At 48.1% G+C, this 20,205-nt stretch carries 16 protein-coding genes and 1 other annotated feature; all 16 genes read right to left on the reverse strand.

Annotated features, from left to right (window positions below; all coding sequences use genetic code 11):
* Window positions 1–18 precede the first annotated feature (18 nt).
* Window positions 19–261, reverse strand: coding sequence for a DUF4321 domain-containing protein (locus AC4PM4_RS28890; RefSeq protein WP_024633972.1), 243 nt, complete (start codon window positions 259–261; stop codon window positions 19–21).
* Between the two features lie 145 nt (window positions 262–406).
* Complete coding sequence (locus AC4PM4_RS28895; protein ID WP_063568113.1) at window positions 407–1,606, reverse strand: SPOR domain-containing protein; 1,200 nt, start codon at window positions 1,604–1,606, stop codon at window positions 407–409.
* Window positions 1,607–1,726: 120 nt separating this feature from the next.
* The gene (gene murC / locus AC4PM4_RS28900; RefSeq protein WP_079696597.1) at window positions 1,727–3,097 is read right to left on the reverse strand and encodes a UDP-N-acetylmuramate--L-alanine ligase; all 1,371 of its coding nucleotides are present in this window, start codon (window positions 3,095–3,097) and stop codon (window positions 1,727–1,729) included.
* 5 nt (window positions 3,098–3,102) lie between these two features.
* The gene (locus AC4PM4_RS28905) at window positions 3,103–4,479 is read right to left on the reverse strand and encodes a bifunctional folylpolyglutamate synthase/dihydrofolate synthase (RefSeq protein ID WP_491615167.1); all 1,377 of its coding nucleotides are present in this window, start codon (window positions 4,477–4,479) and stop codon (window positions 3,103–3,105) included.
* A 77-nt stretch (window positions 4,480–4,556) separates the two neighbouring features.
* Window positions 4,557–7,223: a valine--tRNA ligase gene (locus AC4PM4_RS28910; RefSeq protein WP_063568110.1), complete on the reverse strand. Its 2,667-nt coding sequence runs from the start codon at window positions 7,221–7,223 to the stop codon at window positions 4,557–4,559.
* A 58-nt stretch (window positions 7,224–7,281) separates the two neighbouring features.
* Window positions 7,282–7,561, reverse strand: a binding site (T-box leader).
* A 158-nt stretch (window positions 7,562–7,719) separates the two neighbouring features.
* Window positions 7,720–9,192: a LysM peptidoglycan-binding domain-containing protein gene (locus AC4PM4_RS28915; protein ID WP_063566726.1), complete on the reverse strand. Its 1,473-nt coding sequence runs from the start codon at window positions 9,190–9,192 to the stop codon at window positions 7,720–7,722.
* 136 nt (window positions 9,193–9,328) lie between these two features.
* Window positions 9,329–10,237, reverse strand: coding sequence for an RluA family pseudouridine synthase (locus tag AC4PM4_RS28920; RefSeq protein WP_491615168.1), 909 nt, complete (start codon window positions 10,235–10,237; stop codon window positions 9,329–9,331).
* The gene (hemL, locus tag AC4PM4_RS28925; protein ID WP_079696600.1) at window positions 10,234–11,538 is read right to left on the reverse strand and encodes a glutamate-1-semialdehyde 2,1-aminomutase; all 1,305 of its coding nucleotides are present in this window, start codon (window positions 11,536–11,538) and stop codon (window positions 10,234–10,236) included. The genes AC4PM4_RS28920 and hemL overlap by 4 nt, the downstream gene beginning before the upstream one ends.
* A gap of 22 nt (window positions 11,539–11,560) precedes the next feature.
* Entirely contained in the window at window positions 11,561–12,562 is a 1,002-nt protein-coding gene (gene hemB, locus AC4PM4_RS28930) for a porphobilinogen synthase (RefSeq protein WP_063566723.1), read from the reverse strand.
* Between the two features lie 107 nt (window positions 12,563–12,669).
* Window positions 12,670–14,232 (reverse strand): uroporphyrinogen-III C-methyltransferase, encoded by a 1,563-nt coding sequence (gene cobA, locus AC4PM4_RS28935; protein WP_491615169.1) that lies wholly within the window; start codon window positions 14,230–14,232, stop codon window positions 12,670–12,672.
* 4 nt (window positions 14,233–14,236) lie between these two features.
* On the reverse strand, window positions 14,237–15,193 hold the full coding sequence (gene hemC, locus AC4PM4_RS28940; protein ID WP_491615170.1) for a hydroxymethylbilane synthase: 957 nt from the start codon (window positions 15,191–15,193) through the stop codon (window positions 14,237–14,239).
* Window positions 15,194–15,195: 2 nt separating this feature from the next.
* On the reverse strand, window positions 15,196–15,888 hold the full coding sequence (locus tag AC4PM4_RS28945) for a precorrin-2 dehydrogenase/sirohydrochlorin ferrochelatase family protein (RefSeq protein ID WP_491615171.1): 693 nt from the start codon (window positions 15,886–15,888) through the stop codon (window positions 15,196–15,198).
* Complete coding sequence (ccsA, locus tag AC4PM4_RS28950) at window positions 15,851–16,678, reverse strand: cytochrome c biogenesis protein CcsA (protein WP_371121670.1); 828 nt, start codon at window positions 16,676–16,678, stop codon at window positions 15,851–15,853. Before ccsA ends, AC4PM4_RS28945 begins: the two co-directional genes overlap by 38 nt.
* A gap of 14 nt (window positions 16,679–16,692) precedes the next feature.
* Window positions 16,693–18,081, reverse strand: coding sequence for a glutamyl-tRNA reductase (gene hemA / locus AC4PM4_RS28955; protein WP_063566719.1), 1,389 nt, complete (start codon window positions 18,079–18,081; stop codon window positions 16,693–16,695).
* A 570-nt stretch (window positions 18,082–18,651) separates the two neighbouring features.
* Window positions 18,652–19,242, reverse strand: coding sequence for a hypothetical protein (locus tag AC4PM4_RS28960; protein WP_063566718.1), 591 nt, complete (start codon window positions 19,240–19,242; stop codon window positions 18,652–18,654).
* A 273-nt stretch (window positions 19,243–19,515) separates the two neighbouring features.
* Complete coding sequence (gene yihA, locus AC4PM4_RS28965) at window positions 19,516–20,163, reverse strand: ribosome biogenesis GTP-binding protein YihA/YsxC (RefSeq protein WP_491615172.1); 648 nt, start codon at window positions 20,161–20,163, stop codon at window positions 19,516–19,518.
* Between the last annotated feature and the right edge of the window lie 42 nt (window positions 20,164–20,205).

The following is a 20,205-nucleotide window of genomic DNA, read 5'->3' on the forward strand; positions in this document are numbered from 1 at the left end:
TCAAAATTCGTCATTCTCCTATAACCTGCGATACAGCCATACAGCAGCAATAATACCGATCAGACTCAGGAGGCTCATTTGAAATTGAAGTGAAATATCATAACTGATAATATCCAGATCAGCCTGCGGCGACCAACGAATGGTCGTGGCTTTCGTTAGAAAGGCAACGGCCTTTACAGGCTGCAGTGCCTTGGCGATCCACGCACCGGCTAGCCAGCCGAGCAGCAGAAACAGCAATAACATGCCGAAGTTTTTTTTCATCGGTGATCTTCCCTCGCCATTTTTTGACACCCACATTATTATACGGGGTTTTGTACGTCAATACAAACACAAATCCGGCAAGGGGAACTATTTCCAGTTCCTTGCCGGATAGGTATTTCAAGGCTGTGTTATGGGAAAGCGGTGATTACTGTTTTATCGCTTCAAGCCATTTTTTTTGTTGTAATACATATTCCATCAGATCGGACTGTACAGACCACATATGCACATTAGCCGGATTTTTGTTGTATTCGGCAATTGCTGTTACCGCACTGGCCATCGATTTTCCCATCGCCGATACATAGGGTTGCACGTCTGCACTCAGGCCTGGTGCAATACTATTCAAACCGGTCAGCCAGAGCTGATGCTGGTTCTGTAATGAGGTCATCGTTTCGGTTGAGACGGCTTCTGGAACAGACTGACCAAGTTGCTGGATCGAGAGGGTAGACAGTTGTTCAACCAAAGCAGATCCACTTGCGAAGAATTGCTGCACATCCTCTGCTTTTCCGCCAAATACTGCCGGGTTCACTTCTGGGTTGACGATTTCCTTGACGTACAGCTCCACTCCTTCGGCCTTAAGCCTTGAGCTGAGCAGCTTGGCCTCCTCACGGTCAGCCGAAATGCCAGCATACACCCGATTACCATCCTCCGGGTCGGAGCCTGCGGCAATGCCTGCCTGGGACAGTTCCACCTTCGCCTGTTCAGCGCGTTCAGGAGAACTGAACACACCATATTGCAGGGCATAATAGCTGCCACCTGTAGTCGTTGCCTGGAGCTGCTGTTCCGAACCTGCCACTCCCTGCTGACCTGTTACGGCCGATACCGCCTGATTGGCAGGGATCTTGCTCCCAGGGTCTACGGCACCTTCACGATTAAAAAAAGAAAGAATTACCATGCCGAAGAGGGCACCGGTTACAAGTGCACCCGTTACTGAACCAATCATTTTCCAGCCCCTTGGGGGACGATTTCGCTTATAAGAGTAGTTTTCACTATCTGCAAGCCAATCATGACCTCCATAATTCTCGTCCGATCTGTTCTCGTCCTCATCTCCCGGATACGCAGTAAGATGATTATAATTATATCCAGGCTCATCGAGTTTCGAATCCTTGTCCGTTCTTTGGTAAGGTTCAGGTACAGTGGAGCCTGTCAGTATCGTCTCTCCCCAGTCACCGGGAATATCCTCTGGTGTCCATGAAGGCGTTGAATTCAACCGCGTTGGTGTTGGCGTTGGACTGTGCGGAATTTCTTCACTCAAAGCTACAAATGTGCTGGATGTGGGTATCCCCTTGTTTTCAGGCTTGTCCGACTCGTTATCCCCAAAGCGAAACGTCATTCTAGCATTGCTCACCCCGTACCCTCTCCTTTGTCCCATTTATAACAGCTATATGCGGAGAGAATTAGAAACATTCCATTTCATGCAAAAAAACCGCCTGCTTCGAAATGAAGTCAGACGGTTTTATGATTGTAATTATTTCAACCCTTTGGCAAGTGTATCGCCAACTTTCCAGATATCACCTGCACCCATCGTGAGCACAAGATCGCCTGGCTGAAGACGGTTCTGCAGATCTGCAACAACTTCTTCCTTTGTCGGAAGATAACGCGCAGAAGCATTACTGTTTTGAACAATGAGTTCAACCAGCCTAGCCGAGTGAACACCTTCAATCTGTTTTTCGCCCGCAGGGGAATAGATATCGGTAATGAGAACCTCATCTGCTTCTGCAAAGGCACGACTGAACGCATCAAGCAGGAAGAACGTACGTGTGTAACGCTGTGGTTGGAATACCGCAATGATACGTTTCCCTGTTGCTTTGGCCGCACTGATTGTAGCCTCAATCTCGGTCGGGTGATGAGCATAATCATCAATAATCAGCATATCACGCGCCTCACCCAGCACCTGGAATCTGCGTTTCGCTCCATGGAACTGGATAATGGCGGCTGTAATTTTCTCAAATGGAATACCTGCTTCCAGACAGGTAATAACCGTAGCCATCGCATTATAAACGTTATGTTTACCTGGAACTGACAACTCCACCTTACCCAACACATTGCCCTGATGGCTCATCGTAAAGGAAATTCGGCGGTCGCCAAGCACGATATCTGTTGCTGTATAATCAGCAGCATAATCAATGCCGTATGTGGTCACCCGTGATTTCAGCTCCGGTAAAATGGCTTGAACATTCTCGTCGTCAGCACATACAATGGCCGTGCCTTCTGGACGAATCTGACTCAGGAACTGCACATAAGCCTTTTTGAGTTCTTCAAAATCACTGTTATAGTTCTCAAGGTGATCCGCTTCAATATTAGTCACAATACCGAGCCAAGGGTGATACTGCAAAAATGAACCGTCGCTCTCGTCCGCCTCTGCAACAACCCAGTCGCCTTGGCCTGCCTTGGCGTTGGTGCCCACGTTCATGATTTCCCCGCCAATGATGTATGTCGGGTCTGTATCACATTTATCCATAACGAGTGCAATCATGGATGACGTGGTTGTTTTGCCATGAGCCCCGGCTACAGCCACACCTTTGCGCTCGTTCAGCAAACGCGCGAGCATCTGGGCGCGATGCAGAATCGGGATGTTCAGCTTTTCAGCTGCTACCCGTTCCACATTATCAGCTGGAGCTGCCGTGGAGTAGACAACCAGGTCTGCCCCGTTTACATGCTCTGCCGTATGTCCGATATATATTTTCGCTCCCTTGGCTGCCAGCTTCTCGGTCAACTCCTGTGAAGCGACATCCGATCCGGTAACGGTGTATCCCATCTCAAGCATAACTCTCGCGATGGCACTCATGCCATATCCGCCAATCCCTATAAAATGAACGTGTTCCGATGTATTTAACAAAACTTTCACCAACCTTTTTCAGAATCGGTTTGATGCAAAAGGGCTGCCCGCACATCTGCAATCAGGTACAATGTGCCGGACACCACCCCCAGATCTTCCGCTTCCGTCCGTGACTTCAATAGATCAAGTGCCTTTACCCATTCGGGCTCGACGATGATTTCCAGCTCCGGTTTCGCAATGGCGGGACGTACCCGTTCGACGATCTGCAGCAATTCGGCTGCATCCATTTTGCGTCGGAAATCTGGCTCGGTCAGGATCAGCGTATCCACTAGTGGCAGTATATGCTGCAAATACGCTTCGTGATGCTTATTCGCCAGCATGCCCATCATCAAAATTAACTTGTTGTGAGGATATACGTCGATAATGCTCTTGGCCAGCGATTCGGCCCCCTCCGGATTATGCGCTCCATCCAGAACAATGCGGGGCTGATCAACCACTTTCTCGAACCGTCCTGCCCAGAAGGCATGTTCCAGTCCAAGCGCAATATCTTCATCATCCAGCATAAATGCCATGTATTGGCGAAGCAACTCTAGTACCATAAGTGCGCCCGCTGCATTGTCGCATTGATGTACGCCCTGCATGCGAATACGAGCGTCCAGATCACGGAACGGTCCTGTAAAATGAAAAGATTGTCCGTTCTCATCACTGTCCAGTCTATGATAGGAGAAACGATCTCCCGGTAGATACACGGTTGAACGCAGCCGCTCTGCCGTCTCCTGGATCACCTTCACAGCCTCTGGCTGCGTGGCACAGGTAACAACGGGTACCCCCGCCTTAATAATACCCGCCTTCTCTCCAGCAATCGCCTCAATCGTATCTCCCAGTACATCCGTATGGTCCATACCGATATTGGTAATGACCGATACCACGGGTGTAACAATATTCGTTACGTCCATCCTTCCCCCGAGCCCTGTCTCCCATACTACAATGTCAGGGTAGCACTCTTCCGCATAATACAGAAGGGCGATTGCTGTAGATACCTCAAACATCGTAGGTGATCCAAGGGGAGTTGAAGCCATCTCTTGAACCAATGGATACAGGCGGTTTGAGATTTTGAGCAACGTTTCTTCCGGGATATCCTCACCGTTGTACTGAAAACGGTTTGTGAATTTGGTGATATAAGGGGACGTAAACGTTCCAACATCATATCCCGCCTGAAGAAGCACTGACGTCAAAAAAGCGCAAGTCGAACCTTTGCCGTTCGTTCCCGCGACATGAATAAATTTGAGACGCTGGTGAGGATTACCCAGCAATGACATCAATCCCTCGATTCGTTCCAATCCAGGTCGGATGCCAAAAGGAATAAGGCCATTGATCCAGTTCACGGCCTCGTCATAGGTAAGTAAAGGAGATGCTATTTCTGTCCCGTTAAGTTCCGTCATATGATTCACCTTTGGTTTGAGTTTGGTTGAAAAAAGCGGCCGGATGGCGCAGAAGCACTCCATCCGACCCGAATATATTAACCTTTCAGTTCCTTGATTCGTGCAATCACCTTATCCCGTTTATCGGAATAATCCGCTTGCTTGGCGCGCTCTTCCTCAATAACCTTGGCAGGAGCCTTGGCAACAAAGCCTTCGTTCGCCAGCTTTTTCTCCACACGGAGTACTTCGCCCTCAAGGTTCTGCAACTCTTTCTCCAGACGAGCCACTTCCTGATCAATATCAATAAGACCCGCCAGCGGCAAGTACAACTCAGCCCCAGTAATGACTGCAGTCATTGCTTTATCCGGTGAACTCAGATCCAAGCCGCTGTCGAACTCGGACGTATTACAGAAACGTTTGATGTAATGGCTGTTGCGTTCAATGATGCTGGATGTCTCTGCGTTGTTCGCTTTCACCATCAATTCAATTTTCTTGCTCATTGGTACGTTTACTTCTGCACGGATGTTTCGTACTGCACGAATGGTATCCATAAGCAGGTTCATCTCGGCAACCGCTTCTGGGTTCTCCAGTGCAGGGTCATACACAGGCCAGGAAGCCAACGTAATCGTTTCGCCTTCATGCGGCAGATGCTGCCAGATCTCTTCCGAAATGTACGGCATGAACGGATGAATCAGGCGCATAGTCTGATCCAGCACATAAGCAAGCACCGATTGTGTTTTCTTCTTGGCAACCGGATCTTCCCCATAGAAGGACAACTTCGCAAATTCAATATACCAGTCACATAGGTCATCCCAAATAAAGTTATACAGCAAACGGCCTGTTTCTCCAAATTCATATGCTTCGATTAGACGCGTAATATCACGAGAAGTTTCGTTCAGGCGGTGCAAAATCCAGTAATCCGCTGTTCCAAGGTCTCCACTAATATCGCGATCTTCATAGGTGAACCCTTCCAGATTCATCAAAGCGAAGCGCGATGCATTCCAGATTTTATTGGCAAAGTTACGAGCCTGTTCCACCCGTTCCCAGCGGAAACGGAGATCCTGACCCGGAGTACTACTTGTAGAGATCATGTAACGCATTGCATCCGCACCATATTTCTCAATCACATCCAACGGATCAACACCATTGCCTAGCGATTTGGACATCTTGCGTCCGTCTGCATCACGAACAAGACCGTGCATCAGCACATCCTTGAACGGAACCTCTTCCGTGAACTCCAGAGCGGTAAAGATCATACGCGCCACCCAGAAATAAATAATGTCATACCCTGTTACGAGTACACTTGTCGGGTAATAACGTTTCAGATCTTCCGTGTCTTCCGGCCAGCCTAAAGTAGAAAACGGCCATAATGCGGAGCTGAACCATGTATCCAGAACATCTTCATCCTGTCTCAGCTTGCGTCCAGCGTATTCTGGCAATGTTGTCGGATCTTCAGCAGATACAATAACTTCTCCAGTCTCCTCGTCGTACCAGGCAGGAATACGATGACCCCACCACAATTGACGAGAGATACACCAGTCACGAACATTCTCGATCCAGTTCAGATACGTTTTCTCAAAACGATCCGGAACAAAATGAACCCCTTCACCGCTTTGTTGCTTCTCAATCGCTTTCTCCGCGAGTGGCTTCATCTCAACAAACCACTGTGTCGACAAATACGGCTCAACGACAGCTCCTGTACGTTCGCTGTGTCCAACCTGATGCGTATGATCCTCAATGTTGATCAATACGCCCTGTTCTTGCAGGTCTGCAACAATCTGCTTCCGGCAGTCACTGCGATCCAGTCCCTGATATTTGCCTGCTTCGGCATTCATCGTACCCGTCTCATCCATCACCGTAATCTGTGGCAGATCATGACGAAGGCCCACTTCGAAGTCATTCGGATCATGAGCAGGCGTTATTTTCACGGCGCCGCTTCCGAAATCTTTATCTACGTACTCATCTGCAATAACCGGAATTTCGCGCCCGATAATAGGCAGAACAAGCACCTTGCCAATCATGTCTGCGTAACGCTCATCCTTAGGATGAACTGCAACTGCCGTATCTCCCAACATCGTTTCCGGGCGAGTTGTCGCTACTGTGACATACCCACTTCCGTCTTTGAGCGGATAACGCAGATGGTACAAGTGACCCTGAACTTCTTTATATTCAACCTCGATGTCGGACAGTGCAGTCCGATTCACCGGGTCCCAGTTAATAATTCGTTTGCCTCGATAAATGAGGCCTTTTTCATACAGTTGAACAAACACTTTACGCACAGCCTGGGATAGACCTTCATCCAGTGTAAAACGTTCACGCGAGTAATCGAGCGACAAGCCCATCTTGCCCCATTGCTGACGAATGGTCGTTGCGTATTGCTCTTTCCAGTCCCATACCTTCTCCAAGAACTTTTCGCGTCCCAGATCATAACGAGTCTGACCTTCTTCACGCAATTTCTGCTCTACTTTGGTTTGGGTAGCAATACCTGCATGGTCAGAACCCGGCAGCCACAGTGCATCATAGCCCTGCATCCGCTTGGTACGAATCAGAATGTCCTGCAGTGTGAAATCGAGCGCATGCCCGATATGGAGCATTCCGGTTACGTTCGGGGGTGGGATTACAATCGTATAAGGTTCAGCATCTTTACGCTGGCCTGCCTTGAAATATCCATTTTCCATCCAAGTGGAATACCATTTTTGTTCCGCAGCTTTCGGATCATATGTGGTTGGCATTTCTGTTGCAGCTGAATTTTTTTGTTCAGACATGTGTCATTCCTCCGTTACTTATTCATCATCGCCAAAAAACAAAAAAACCTTTCATCCATCAAAGGACGAAAGGTTAGCTTTCGCGGTACCACCTTTGTTTCACGCAGATAGAAAGATAGACTACCCCTTCTGAACTTACGTGACACTTCAAGCAGATAACGGCTGCGACCGGCCCATCCTACCTTAGGAATGAATGATACTAAAGTTACTCATCCCTTGTATTCAAACAGGCAACTCCCGGGCGACTTCGATCAGTTGGTTCCTACGGAATTTCCCAGCGCTACAATCCCGCTCTCTGAAAGGTCATACTGTCTACTACTCCCGATCCACGTTGTTCTTCAAAAAACCTAAACACATCATACCCTGCCCGTGCCCGATAGTCAACCTGACAACAGCGGAAAAAGCGCGCTGCAATGCAGGTTGAGGGCTGACAAAGCAAAAACCCGCCATCCTCAAGGGATCACGGGTCGAAATGGTCATTAAACCAGCCTACAGGTTAAGGGATATATAGAATCTGTCCTTCTTCCACAACCTGTTCGGACAAACGATTATACAACTGGAGCTCTCGGGTACTTAACTGATATCGGTCTGCAATGGTATCGAGCGTCTCTTCACGCTGTACAATGCATAACTTCACCTTACGGAACGGGGTCTGATCGACAATGGTGCCGAGAAACAGGTTCTTCCACTCTACATCATCAGGCGGGTATGCTTCTTGCTGCTGGACTCCAGCAAGTGCCTCTTGCTCCCGTTCAGCCTCCGCCTCCCGTGTCACCCTGCCAGAGGATAACAAGGAGGAGATGCCTACGCCCTCTTCCTGCTTGGGTGCGGATTCTCTCTTGCTGCCAAAAGCAACCTTAAGCTCCGGCTTGTCTTCCGTCTCAGCCACAGGTTCAGGGATAAAAGATTCTTTTTCAGCAGGCTCATTCGTCTCCACCGCTTCAAGAGGAGGTGTGTTTTCCTCCGAAATTTCCGGTTCAGATGCTGCGAAGACATCCTGCCAGTTCTCTGACTGCGAACCTGCCGGAACATCTGCAACCGTCTGATCCTCCTGCTTTGGTTCAGATCGGGCAGATTCAAAATGCCATACGTCCGGCGCTGCCTGTTCATCCGAAGGCTGCAGATCCAGTTTGGAATCGGTCTGCTCCGAATTCCTTAGGTTCGTATGTAAGGTCTCGACGGAAGGCTCGGACCAGACAGACGACTCTTCAGCCAGAGGAAGCAAAGGCTCAGATTCAGGGTAAGAAGCCAACCTGTCGGCTGTCTCCGCTAAAAAAGACGAAACGGGAGAAGGCGTATCGGACAACACATCCGCTTGCGCTTCATCCTCCTTGTCCCTCAAGGACGAGGACTCTTCGTTTTCAGCTATTTTGCTTTGCTCCGCGTTCCCATCCCCTTGCTGCCAGGATTGAAACGGTTCGGAAGCAGCTTGAAATAGATGTTCCTGCTGTAACTCCTCTTCGCTCCGTTGAAGCAGATACTCCTGAGCAAACACATTGGGATAGCTGCCTGTCTGCTCTGTTTCAGCAGAACGGTCGCCCTGCTGAGGGTCGGGCGAATGTACAACGGTAAACTCATCTGCTGACCAGACCTGCGGTTCCTCCACCGGAAAGCCCTCGATACCGCGAAGCGACAATACGCCAGTAATGTTCAGACTTCGGTTGGATAACAAATCGACATCAAAATTTTCGATCTCAATGGAAATATCCTCAAGCGATCTTACCCGGTTCAGGGGTACCGTGATCTCCACCGGAATAAAATGTTTGAGTTCCTCCGAGATCTCGTTCTCTCCCCGATAGGCACCTGTTAGCAAAAGATGGCCTCGCAATGTTGCATGATCATCTTGACCTATCACCTGAATGCGGGGATATAACTCAATTTCCTCCAGTTCCTCAATTGCAGGAACTCCCTCTGACAAATGAACGCGCTCATAAATATCGAACCGCAAACCATAAGGTTGATTCAACAAAGGTGGCGTCCTCCTTTCGGCATATGTTCACCATGATCCTTCTCATGGGACTGATCCATGGTCCAAATCCTTCGTTACCCCATCTATATGCCTTGAATGAGATGAGCATGCCACCTTTTGTGCAAACCTTCCCAGTTTATTGGTCCTTGCCTTCCCGTTGTGCCAGTTGTTCAAAATCCTGCGGCCAAGGGTCTGCCACTTCAATTCGTGCACCTGTTAGTGGATGAGCAAAACTCAGTGTCTCACCATGAAGCGCTTGTCGACCAATAGAATCCCTTCTGCCTTCATATAACTCATCTCCAACGAGGGGATGTCCTGCATAACTTAAATGCACCCGAATCTGGTGTGTGCGTCCTGTATCCAGTGTCAGCCGGACAAGGGTCGCCCTATCCCATACCTCCACGATCTCCACGTGAGTTACAGCGTCCTGCCCACCTTCAGAGATACGTCTGCGTTGCTTGTGATGCCTGTCCTTCCCAATCGGAGCATCAATTGTATTCAGCTCCGTGGATATCTGACCGCCTGCAATGGCGACGTAATGGCGCCCAATGTCTTTACGGCGCATCGCTTCATCCAGTTTGGCGAGGGCAAAAGCATTTTTGGCATATAAAACAGGTCCAGTTGTGTCCTCGTCCAGACGGTGAACATGGCGTACATTCGCCTGAATTCCATTCATTTCGTAATAAGACGCAACCGCATGATCCAGTGTAATCGCTTGATCCGCCCGGCTCCCATCGGGATGAAGCTTCATTCCGGCCGGTTTATGCACGACCAGACAGAAGTCATCCTCATACAGAACATCGATATTCGCCCAGCGCGGTTCAACATCGATCGGCTGAGACGCAAAAAGGGCCAGCCGAAGCCTGTCCCCTGCGAGTTGTATGCCTTGGTTCGTCTTTAGCTGACGCAACATTTTCTCTGGTAACTGAAGCTCAGACAAGAGCCATTGCTCTGCAGCCGTTTGCCTGTCTGAACTGCCTGTCACCGCTTTGCCTGGCATTAGCTCAAGCCATTCCCCACGACGTTTCCAACTTTTAATGGTCATAATGATTGAAGAGCCTTACGGTTTGCCTCGATCGTATCGTCAATATCCTGTTCCGTATGCACGCCAGAAACAAACATCCCTTCGTATTGGGAAGGTGCAACACTTACACCCTGATCAATCATGGCCGCAAAGTAACGACGGAATTGATCGAGATTGCTTTCTTTGGCAATATCATAATTCGTAACCGGAACAGCACTGAAAAATGGACATACCATCGAACCAACACGGTTAATCGTTATGGCTACACCCGTCTCTGCTGCATTCTTCTCAAACCCAGCCTGCAAGCGTGCAGACAGTGTCTCCAGACGATCATAGACCTCCGGTGTCAACAATTTGAGTGTCGTATAACCTGCTGCCATAGCCAGTGGATTACCGCTCAGTGTACCTGCCTGATAGATCGGTCCGGTCGGAGCAATCTGTTCCATCAGATCACGTCTGCCGCCATAAGCGCCCACCGGAAGCCCGCCACCGATTACTTTACCCAGACAAGTCAGGTCAGGTGTAACGCCATATCGTCCCTGTGCACAGTTCAACCCTACACGGAAACCGGTCATGACTTCGTCAAAAATGAGCAGACTGCCGTATTGAGACGTCAAATTGCGCAGGCCTTCAAGGAAACCAGAAACGGGTGGCACAACTCCCATATTACCTGCAACAGGTTCCACAATGACGGCAGCCAGTTCTTCACCATAACGTTCAAAAGCAAGCTTCACTGACTCCAGGTCATTGTATGGAACCGTAATCGTATTCATAGCCACACCTTCAGGAACACCAGGGCTGTCAGGCAGACCCAGTGTTGCTACACCAGACCCTGCTTTGATCAGCAAGCTATCGGCATGCCCGTGATATGATCCTTCAAACTTCAAAATTTTACTGCGTCCGGTTACACCACGTGCCAGCCGAATTGCACTCATGGTTGCTTCCGTACCGGAATTTACCATTCGTACGATATCGATCGAAGGCACACGGTCACAGACGAGTTTTGCCATCTCTGTCTCCAGCAATGTTGGTGCACCAAAACTTGTTCCTTTAAGGGCTGTCTCACGCAAAGCTTCTACAACGTCAGGATGCGCATGTCCCATAATGAGCGGACCCCAGGATCCCACATAATCAATAAAAACATTGCCATCAATATCATAGATTTTGGAGCCTTCTCCGCGCTCTGCATAGATTGGGGTAAGCCCTACCGATTTGAACGCACGAACGGGACTGTTCACACCCCCAGGTATGTACTGCTTGGCTTCTTCAAATGCGCTGCGTGAGCGCTCATCATTGCGACGAGTTCCTTGTTGTGCAGTCATGAACATCCTCCTTAATATAAATTTATTTCTCGGCCAACCAGCGTGAAGCGTCTTTTCCGTAGTACGTAATAATCATATCTGCTCCCGCACGTTTCATACTCAGCAGAATTTCCATGGCCACTTTCTTCTCATCAATCCACCCTTGAATCGCCGCTGCCTTCACCATGGCATACTCTCCACTTACGTTGTAAGCAACCAGTGGCAGATCAAAATTGTCCTTGATCGTACGCATGACATCCAGATAGGACAGTGAAGGTTTCACCATCAGCATGTCCGCTCCTTCCAACACATCCGTTTCGGCTTCACGCAATGCTTCACGAGCGTTCGCCGGGTCCATCTGATAAGACTTGCGATCTCCGAATTGTGGCGTGGAATCCGCAGCTTCGCGGAATGGACCATAGAATGCCGAAGCATATTTTACGGAGTAGGACATGATTGGAATGTGACTGAAGCCATTCTCATCCAGTCCGGCACGAATCGCTTGGACAAATCCATCCATCATGTTGGATGGTGCAATGATGTCCGCTCCAGCTTTAGCCTGGGATACCGCTGTTTTCACGAGCAGCTCCAGTGATTCGTCATTGAGAACATCTCCGCAAATGTGACCGTCCACTTCCACGGTGTGCACCATGCCACAATGACCGTGATCGGTGAATTCGCACAGACAGGTATCAGCCACAACGAGCAGCTCAGGATACCAGGACTTAATCAGCTTCGTTGCTTCCTGTACAATGCCATCTTCAGCAAATCCAGACGAACCAACACTGTCTTTGGTTTCGGGAATACCGAATAAGAGCACAGCTGGAATACCCAGATCGGCGATCTCCTTCACTTCTTCCTGCAGACGATCCAGCGAGAAGCGGAATACGCCCGGCATGGATTTGATTTCGGATTTTACATTTTCACCATAAGTAACATAGATGGGTTGGATAAAGTCATCCACAGTCAAATGGGTCTCTCTCACCATATTTCGAATACCTGTGGATTGACGTAAACGGCGATGCCGCACAATTGGAAAACTCATACGTGTGAAACCTCCCTGAATAGTGATGTGGAGCAAAAAGCGAAGCGCGCCGGTATCGTAACGAATTCAGCACGCTTCATCTATCGATTGCGGTTCAATTTATAGGTTTAACGGGGAAATACAGCTTCTGTAGCAGGCTTTCGTTTCCACTCAGACAACACAGAAATAAGACTCTCAATGGTTGCTTCTTCAGCCATCATTGTGACCTTCAAGCCTGCTGCTTCTGCCGTCTTCGCTGTAACAGGCCCGATACATGCAACCTCTACATTTTCCAATAAAGATAAGGGGTCCTGCAATCCCATTCGTTTCAGAATACTCATGAAATTGGTGACTGTGGAAGAACTCGTGAAGGTCATCGCATGAATGCCGCCCTCTTCAAGCAGCTTCAGCAGTTCATCGTCATCCTCGCCAGCCAGAATGGTGTCATAGATAATCGCCTCGGTGACCAGAAGTCCCCGCTCCCTCAACTGTTCAGGCAACCAGGAGCGTGCGAGATCTCCATGCGGTAAAAGAACCCTCTGCCCTTCCTTCAGTTCACTTTCAAAAGCTTCAAGCATACCTTCGGCCTGAAATGGTCCTTGGATGACTTCCGCCACGATGCCATACTTACGCAAAGCTTCCCCAGTGGAAGGCCCTACCGCCGCAATTCTCGCTTGATGAATGGAGCGAATATCTTTTCCCTGTTGCTGCAAATGACGGAAAAAGAATTCCACCCCGTTTACACTCGTGAAAAATACCCAGTCAAACGTATTTAACGCCCCAAACGCCTGTTTGACACTTTCCTGTGCCGACTCCCCTGATGGCATCACGGTCTCAATTACCGGAAATTCATAAGGTTCACCGCCAAGTTCCTCGATCCGGTTGACCAATTCACTAGCCTGACTGCGTGCTCGCGTCACCAAAATGCGTTTGCCAAACAGCGGCAGTGCTTCCGCCCATTTCAATTGTTCGCGCTGGTTCACCACCTCACCAACAACAATGACAGCGGGTGGTTGAAAATTCGCAGCGATGACTTTTGCTTCAATATCTTCAAGCGTACCTGTGATCGTATCCTGCTCTGCTCTTGTTCCCCATCGAATCAATGCCACTGGTGTTTGCGAAGGGCGTCCGTGGCGAATCAACTGTTCGCTGATATATCCAATTTTGGAGACTCCCATCATAAATACCAGTGTGCCTGTTGCATTCGTCACTTTATCCCAATGAATACTGCGATCAAGCTTGTCCGGACTCTCATGCCCCGTAATGATGGAAATAGAGGAAGCATAGTCGCGGTGGGTCACAGGTATTCCAGCGTAAGCAGGTACACTTATTGCTGAGGTTACACCAGGTACGATTTCAAAAGGAACGTCGTTTTTGCGCAGCAGATCAGCCTCTTCACCTACGCGTCCGAATATCGTCGGGTCTCCCCCTTTAAGCCGGACCACAACCTTGCCTTCCAGTGCGAGATCAACCAACAGCTGGTTGATTTCTTCCTGCTTCATCGTATGTCGATCCGGCCGTTTACCCACATATATCTTAACCGCGCCGGGCTTCATTTGTTTGAGTAATCTTGGACTAGCCAACCGATCGTAAACAACAGCATCCGCTCGACCGATCGATTCCCAGCCTTTTACCGTAATCAGCTTGGCGTCCCCAGGACCTGCACCAACCAAAAAGACCTTCCCCACCATGTCTTCATCCCCTAACTTCTGCCAGTATCTGCTCTGCTCCCCGTTCAATCAATCTCCAAGCCACTTCTTCCCCAAGACGAACCGGATCTTTGCCCGTCATCGCTTCTTTAAGAATCAGTCCACCGTCCGGCGTACCGACCATACCTGTTAATTGTAACGTGTTTTGTCCATTCGGGGAATCTGCATCTTGCTGTTTCACCCATACGGCATGAGCTCCAATCGGAACCTGACAGCCCCCATTTAATACACTAAGGAAGCGACGTTCAGCCAACACAGGAAATGCGGTTTCCGGATCGTTATACAACTGCAACAGATGGAGCAGTTCCGCATCGTCTTCACGGCATTCAATGCCAAGCGCACCCTGACCTACTGCGGGAAGACAAGCTTCTTCCGATAGATATTCCGTAATCCGATCCTGCCAGCCCATTCGATACAGACCAGCGGCAGCCAAAATAATGGCGTCCAAACCTTCTGTCTCCAGCTTGCGCAGACGGGAATCGATATTGCCACGAAGCGATTCGAGTTGTAAATCCGGACGGTATGCTTTCAGTTGACTGGATCGACGCAGACTGCTCGTCCCCACTTTTGCACCTTCTGGCAATTGATCCAATGTGAGTCCACCATTCGAAATTAGTGCATCACGAGGATCCGCACGGCGCGGAACAGCACCGTTCGTCAACCCTTCGGGCAACTCGGAAGGCATATCCTTCATGCTGTGAACAGCCATATCAATCGTACGATCCATCATCGCCTGTTCAATCTCTTTGACAAACAGTCCTTTGCCTCCGACTTTGGACAGGGTTACATCGAGAATTAAATCTCCTTTTGTAACAATTTTATGTACTTCAAAATCAAAAGCTAATCCTTCCCGTTCACAAATATCACGTAAATCTTGAATTACATGGCCTGTCTGGGTCAAAGCAAGTGCGCTTTGTCTGCTTCCCACTTTAATTGTCCGCATGTCTACATGTCCTCCTGATTATGGGATATCCAGTCCCCAATTTGTTCTTCGGTCCACCACTTAAACTGACCTGCACGGATCTTTTCCAGTACATTCATTTCGGTTAAACGACGGAGTAATTTAGCTCTGACACCTGGTGAAGATACACGTGCCTTTACTTCCATCCTCATCTGATACAAAAATTCAATATATGTCTCGTACTCATCTCCGAATTGCTGTTCCAATGTGTCACGAATTTCCGCTGCGGCTATAGGCCCTGCTCCAGCGGTCGATATCGCAATGCTCAGTCTGCCACGCCTGACCACACTTGGTGTAATAAAGGTACTTTGCTCAGAAGATATAGCGTCATTAACCAGTATACCCGCATCTTCAGCTTCTTGGACAACAGCTGTGTTCACTTCACTATGGTCCGTTGCTGCATATACGAGAAAGGCCCCCCGCAAATCTCCATTGCGGTAGGACCGGGCCAGCCATTGAATTCGGGAATCATGATGCAATTGTTGTAACGTTGGCGTAACTTCCGGACTAATCACCTTGATCTGTGCTTCCGCATGAAGCAAACCTTTTATTTTACGTTCAGCAACACGTCCGCCTCCAACCACGTAGCAGGATTTCCCTGATATATCCACAAATATTGGCGTGTACCGTTCCATCCCTTCACTCTCCCGTCCAACGATGAAACGCTGAATACGCATTGGATAAAAAACTGATAATGACAAAGCCGTATCCGATCAGCGTCCATCTCGCCATAATAACTGTGGAGAACTGTTTTCTTCTCTTAAAGACGAAGTACCCCACATAGATCGCTATGGCAAGCCCCGTTGCAATAACCTTGAGATCCAAGAGCAGGCTCCAGCGCGTTTCGGCTACAATGGACAATACCGCGAGCATGATAGAAACACCAAGGAGAGGTGTGCCAATCAGTGTAGCCCCATCCATATATTTGCCGATCACTTCGAGACTCGGCAGACGACGTACGGTATCATTCCATTTCTTATTCTTCAGCTTGCGGTGCAAAAACAGATATAACATGGCAAATACAGCACCCACCGTCAAAGCCGCAAAACCAAGATTGGCCAAGGTGATATGCATAATAAGCAATCCATGCACTGTCTGCCAGTTATGCAGAGATATCTCACCTGCTGTAAACCACAACCGGTTCAACACTGTAACCGAGAAACCAACCACGTTCAGCAACAAAATGACAAATTCGGAACGTTGAATACGAGTCATCACTAGAGACATTAGTACGATGCTAAATGAAAATATAAACAAAAAATCAAACGTGGTGTAGATTGGAAAATGCCCTTCGGTTAACATACGTAAAATGACATGGAACACCTGAAGTGCCCATACAACAACAAGAAACCCTGTGCCTGTCCGCTTCGCCCCCGCATTGCGTCGAATGCAGTCCGAGAAATAGAACAGTAGGCTCAGGGCATACATATAGATTAAAGCTTCATAGATTTGTTCAGCTAGGGTCAAGCTGCCCACCCGCCTTATACGCCTGCCGGAGCATAAGCCGGCACGGGGTCTTGCCGGGAATCGTTAAGATGAACGGCATCCGGTTTGCGCAGAGCCGTGGCATCGCTCTGATTTACTTTCTCAGCGGCCCCCTCTACGGCATCCTCCAGAGCAAAGATCTGAGTAAACATGCGCAGCGCTTCATCACCATGCTTGGTACCAGCCATTTCCTTAATCCGGTTAATCGGATCTGTCGTCATTTGATTCACGATGCTTTTCGTCAGACGGCGGATAACTTTACGCTGATGTTCATCCAGTTCAGGCAATTTATTAAACAGACTATCCATCGTTTCTTCATGAATGGAAGCACCTTTTTCCTGCAATGCCCGAATGACAGGACGAACGCCCAAGGTTTTGAGCCATTGATAATAATCTTCCATCTCAAGTTCAATCATTTTCTCGATCTTGGCAGCTTCCACCTTACGCATCTCCAGATTGCTCTCCACGATTCCTTCCAAATCATCAATATCATAAAGGAATACATTGGATAACTCGCCGATCGCCGGATCGATATCCCGCGGAACAGCAATATCAATCAGGAACAGTGGACGCGATTGACGACGCTTCATGCTCTCTCGAACCACAGTGGCATCCAGTACATATCTTTCGGCCCCCGTCGAACTAATGACAATATCAACCTCGTTCAGTCGCTCTAGTGCCTGTTCCATCGTACAAGGGGTCCCCCGAAACTTCGCTGCCAATTCCTCAGCTCGCGCAAGTGTCCGATTCGCCACAATGACTTCGGAGGCTCCATTGGTATACAGATGTTTTACTGTAAGTTCACTCATTTTGCCGGCACCCAGAATCAGCACCTTCTTATCCGTGAACATACCAAAGATACGCTTGCCTAGTTCTACAGCAGCATAACTTACAGATACCGCACTCTCTCCGATCGAAGTCTCTGAATGTGCCCGTTTGCCCAATGTAACAGCCTGTTTGAACAGCATGTTAAACCAGGTCCCAGTAGCTTTCTCTTCCTGTGCTTTGAAGAAAGCCTGTTTCACCTGTCCAAGAATCTGAGTCTCACCAATAACCATGGAATCCAGCCCACAAATGACACGGAACAAATGGCGCATGGCTTGATCATCTTCATATATATATAAGTGTTGCGTAAATTCTTCCCGCGGAACATTAAACCATTGTTCCATGAACGTCCGAATAAAATAACCACACATGTGAAGACGGTCTACCACAACATACAACTCGGTACGGTTACATGTGGCTACGATTACACCTTCCAATACACTCTTGGTCAGCTTGAGCTGCTGCAGCGCTTCAGACAAGTCCTTTTCTGCAAATGTGAATCGTTCCCTAACCTCTACAGGCGCCGTGCGATAATTCAAACCAACGACAACGATGTGCATTGCAAGTTCACCTGCCTAATAAATTTCCAATCAAAGTGTTTTCTACATATGTTCATCCATTTATGATTGACATGGTTAATTATATCACACATCCATAGTATGACCGGGCCATTTTTATGAAATGTTTATGAAATCCCCATGTAAATCATCTTATGCATTGTCATTTATTGTAGTGTCTCACCAATCTTCACCGTTATGCGTTAAATACTTGTTTTAATGATAAAGATTCATGAAAATCCCATATAAAACAAATAGCCATGGATGGCTCCATGACTATTCAGGTTTGGGATGATCTTCGTTCCATCCCGATATGTGAACATTATTCATGCTGTCGTTATTCAATCACGTTTCTTTGCGTACTTGGTTCCTTTATTCTTTTCATTTCAATGAGATTAAAAATAACATCTATCCAAAGGGAATGCAACCCCTTTAGGAAGATCAAAAAATAAAAGATTCGTATCCATCAAGCTCCCGAAATCAAGAAATCCCCTTTCGCTTCTACCTGGAATGTACCAGATCAGAGCATTAGGGGATGGTTAGTTAAATACTTGTATAATTCACTCTTTTGGGTCAGTAGGCTTCAAGCTCAAACAGCCGTTTCTGGTGGCGCGCAAGCTTTTTATCAATCTGCTGGAGTTGATCAGAAGTAGAAGCATCCATTCTTGTATCAAGTAACGAATCAACCTCGGCGTATAACCGGTTTATCTCGCGTTCAATATCTCGAGCCTGGAACACACGCTGCAATTCAAGCAACGTATTTTTGTATTCGTAGATGACACGGGTATTCTCGCCGATCTGCTCCACAATTTTACGGACAACGCCCTGCGTATAAACATACGTCATGGTAAACTCCTCATAAATGCGATGAACAACGCCATCACCCTTAAAGGTCATAAAGAGCTTCCGGACTACGTTCGTCAGATAATGGTTTACCAGGCGGCAAGATAACTCACAGATGTAAAACCCTTCCCTACGATCAAAAGGGAAATGAACTTCTTCTCCACTCACATCTACGAGCACAATTTCCTGGCAGCCATTCTCCATCACCTTCACTCGTTGATGAATCCGGCCATCTTCTGTCATGCGTAAAAACTGATGCATCTGGGGTTCTGACAATTTCAAAGTGGCTTTAACATACTCTGTGGCTAATCGCTGAGCCATAAAATCTCCTCAATTCTTTCCCGATTGTTTTGTCTTCCTGCACATGTGGCAGTGATCTCAAAATTCTTCAGGTCGGCAAGGCCGCTACTTTGGTACTGTTGGCGCAAATGCACCTATACTCATTATACACTACCGTATAGCTATTTCGCCCCAAAATAAAACAATGAATGTTCACGAAAATCCATAAAATATGGATTAATCCTTGATTGCATCAAAGATCCACCCCAGTTGCTCGCTTTCCTGCATCAAAATGGCGTAATCCCCGGTTATCCGTTAATTTTCGTGGTCTGCGTGATTTTCCTCAGCCTGTGACTCTTCTTCCGCTGAAGCTTGACCGATTCCGGCAAAGCGGGTAATGATCTCCCATAATTCTTCTTTTCCTAAACCTTCTTCCGATGAAAACGGTACAAACAGATCACCCGGGCGAAGATCCAAAGCTTCCTTGATGACTTTAATATGTTTGGCTCTACGTGTTTTTGGAATCTTGTCCATCTTCGTCGCAACCACTACCAGAGGCAAGCCATGATGGCGGAGCCACTCATTCATCATCATGTCATCCTTGGACGGTTCATGTCTCATATCCACCATCTGCATGACCAGTTTCAATTCCTCGCGTCCCAACAAGTACTTCTCCATCATTTTGCCCCAGGCAAAGCGTTGCTCTTTGGAAACTTTAGCGTAGCCATATCCCGGGAAATCGACGAAGTAGAGATCCTGATTGATCTTATAATAGTTCAGTTGCTGTGTCTTACCAGGGGTAGAACTCGTCCGTGCCAAGTTTTTACGATTAATCAAACGGTTGATCAAAGATGATTTCCCTACATTGGATCGTCCCGCCAAGGCAATCTCGGGCAGGCCGTCCTCGGGGTATTGTTCAGGCCGAACGGCACTGATAATAAATTCGGATTGATTTACTTTCATAATGTATCTGTCCTCTCTTGAATCCTGTGCTCTTAATTAGAG

The sequence above is a fragment of the Paenibacillus sp. MDV22-iso6 genome (assembly GCF_058408365.1).

Excerpts from the sequence above, each read along its gene's own strand:
- AC4PM4_RS28890 (WP_024633972.1), bottom strand. The coding sequence starts at position 261 with ATGAAAAAAAACTTCGGCATGTTATTGCTGTTTCTGCTGCTCGGCTGG.
- AC4PM4_RS28905 (WP_491615167.1), bottom strand. The coding sequence starts at position 4,479 with ATGACGGAACTTAACGGGACAGAAATAGCATCTCCTTTACTTACCTAT.
- AC4PM4_RS28910 (WP_063568110.1), bottom strand. The coding sequence starts at position 7,223 with ATGTCTGAACAAAAAAATTCAGCTGCAACAGAAATGCCAACCACATAT.
- AC4PM4_RS28920 (WP_491615168.1), bottom strand. The coding sequence starts at position 10,237 with ATGACCATTAAAAGTTGGAAACGTCGTGGGGAATGGCTTGAGCTAATG.
- hemL (WP_079696600.1), bottom strand. The coding sequence starts at position 11,538 with ATGACTGCACAACAAGGAACTCGTCGCAATGATGAGCGCTCACGCAGC.
- hemB (WP_063566723.1), bottom strand. The coding sequence starts at position 12,562 with ATGAGTTTTCCAATTGTGCGGCATCGCCGTTTACGTCAATCCACAGGT.
- cobA (WP_491615169.1), bottom strand. The coding sequence starts at position 14,232 with ATGGTGGGGAAGGTCTTTTTGGTTGGTGCAGGTCCTGGGGACGCCAAG.
- hemC (WP_491615170.1), bottom strand. The coding sequence starts at position 15,193 with ATGCGGACAATTAAAGTGGGAAGCAGACAAAGCGCACTTGCTTTGACC.
- AC4PM4_RS28945 (WP_491615171.1), bottom strand. The coding sequence starts at position 15,888 with ATGCGTATTCAGCGTTTCATCGTTGGACGGGAGAGTGAAGGGATGGAA.
- hemA (WP_063566719.1), bottom strand. The coding sequence starts at position 18,081 with ATGCACATCGTTGTCGTTGGTTTGAATTATCGCACGGCGCCTGTAGAG.
- AC4PM4_RS28960 (WP_063566718.1), bottom strand. The coding sequence starts at position 19,242 with ATGGCTCAGCGATTAGCCACAGAGTATGTTAAAGCCACTTTGAAATTG.
- yihA (WP_491615172.1), bottom strand. The coding sequence starts at position 20,163 with ATGAAAGTAAATCAATCCGAATTTATTATCAGTGCCGTTCGGCCTGAA.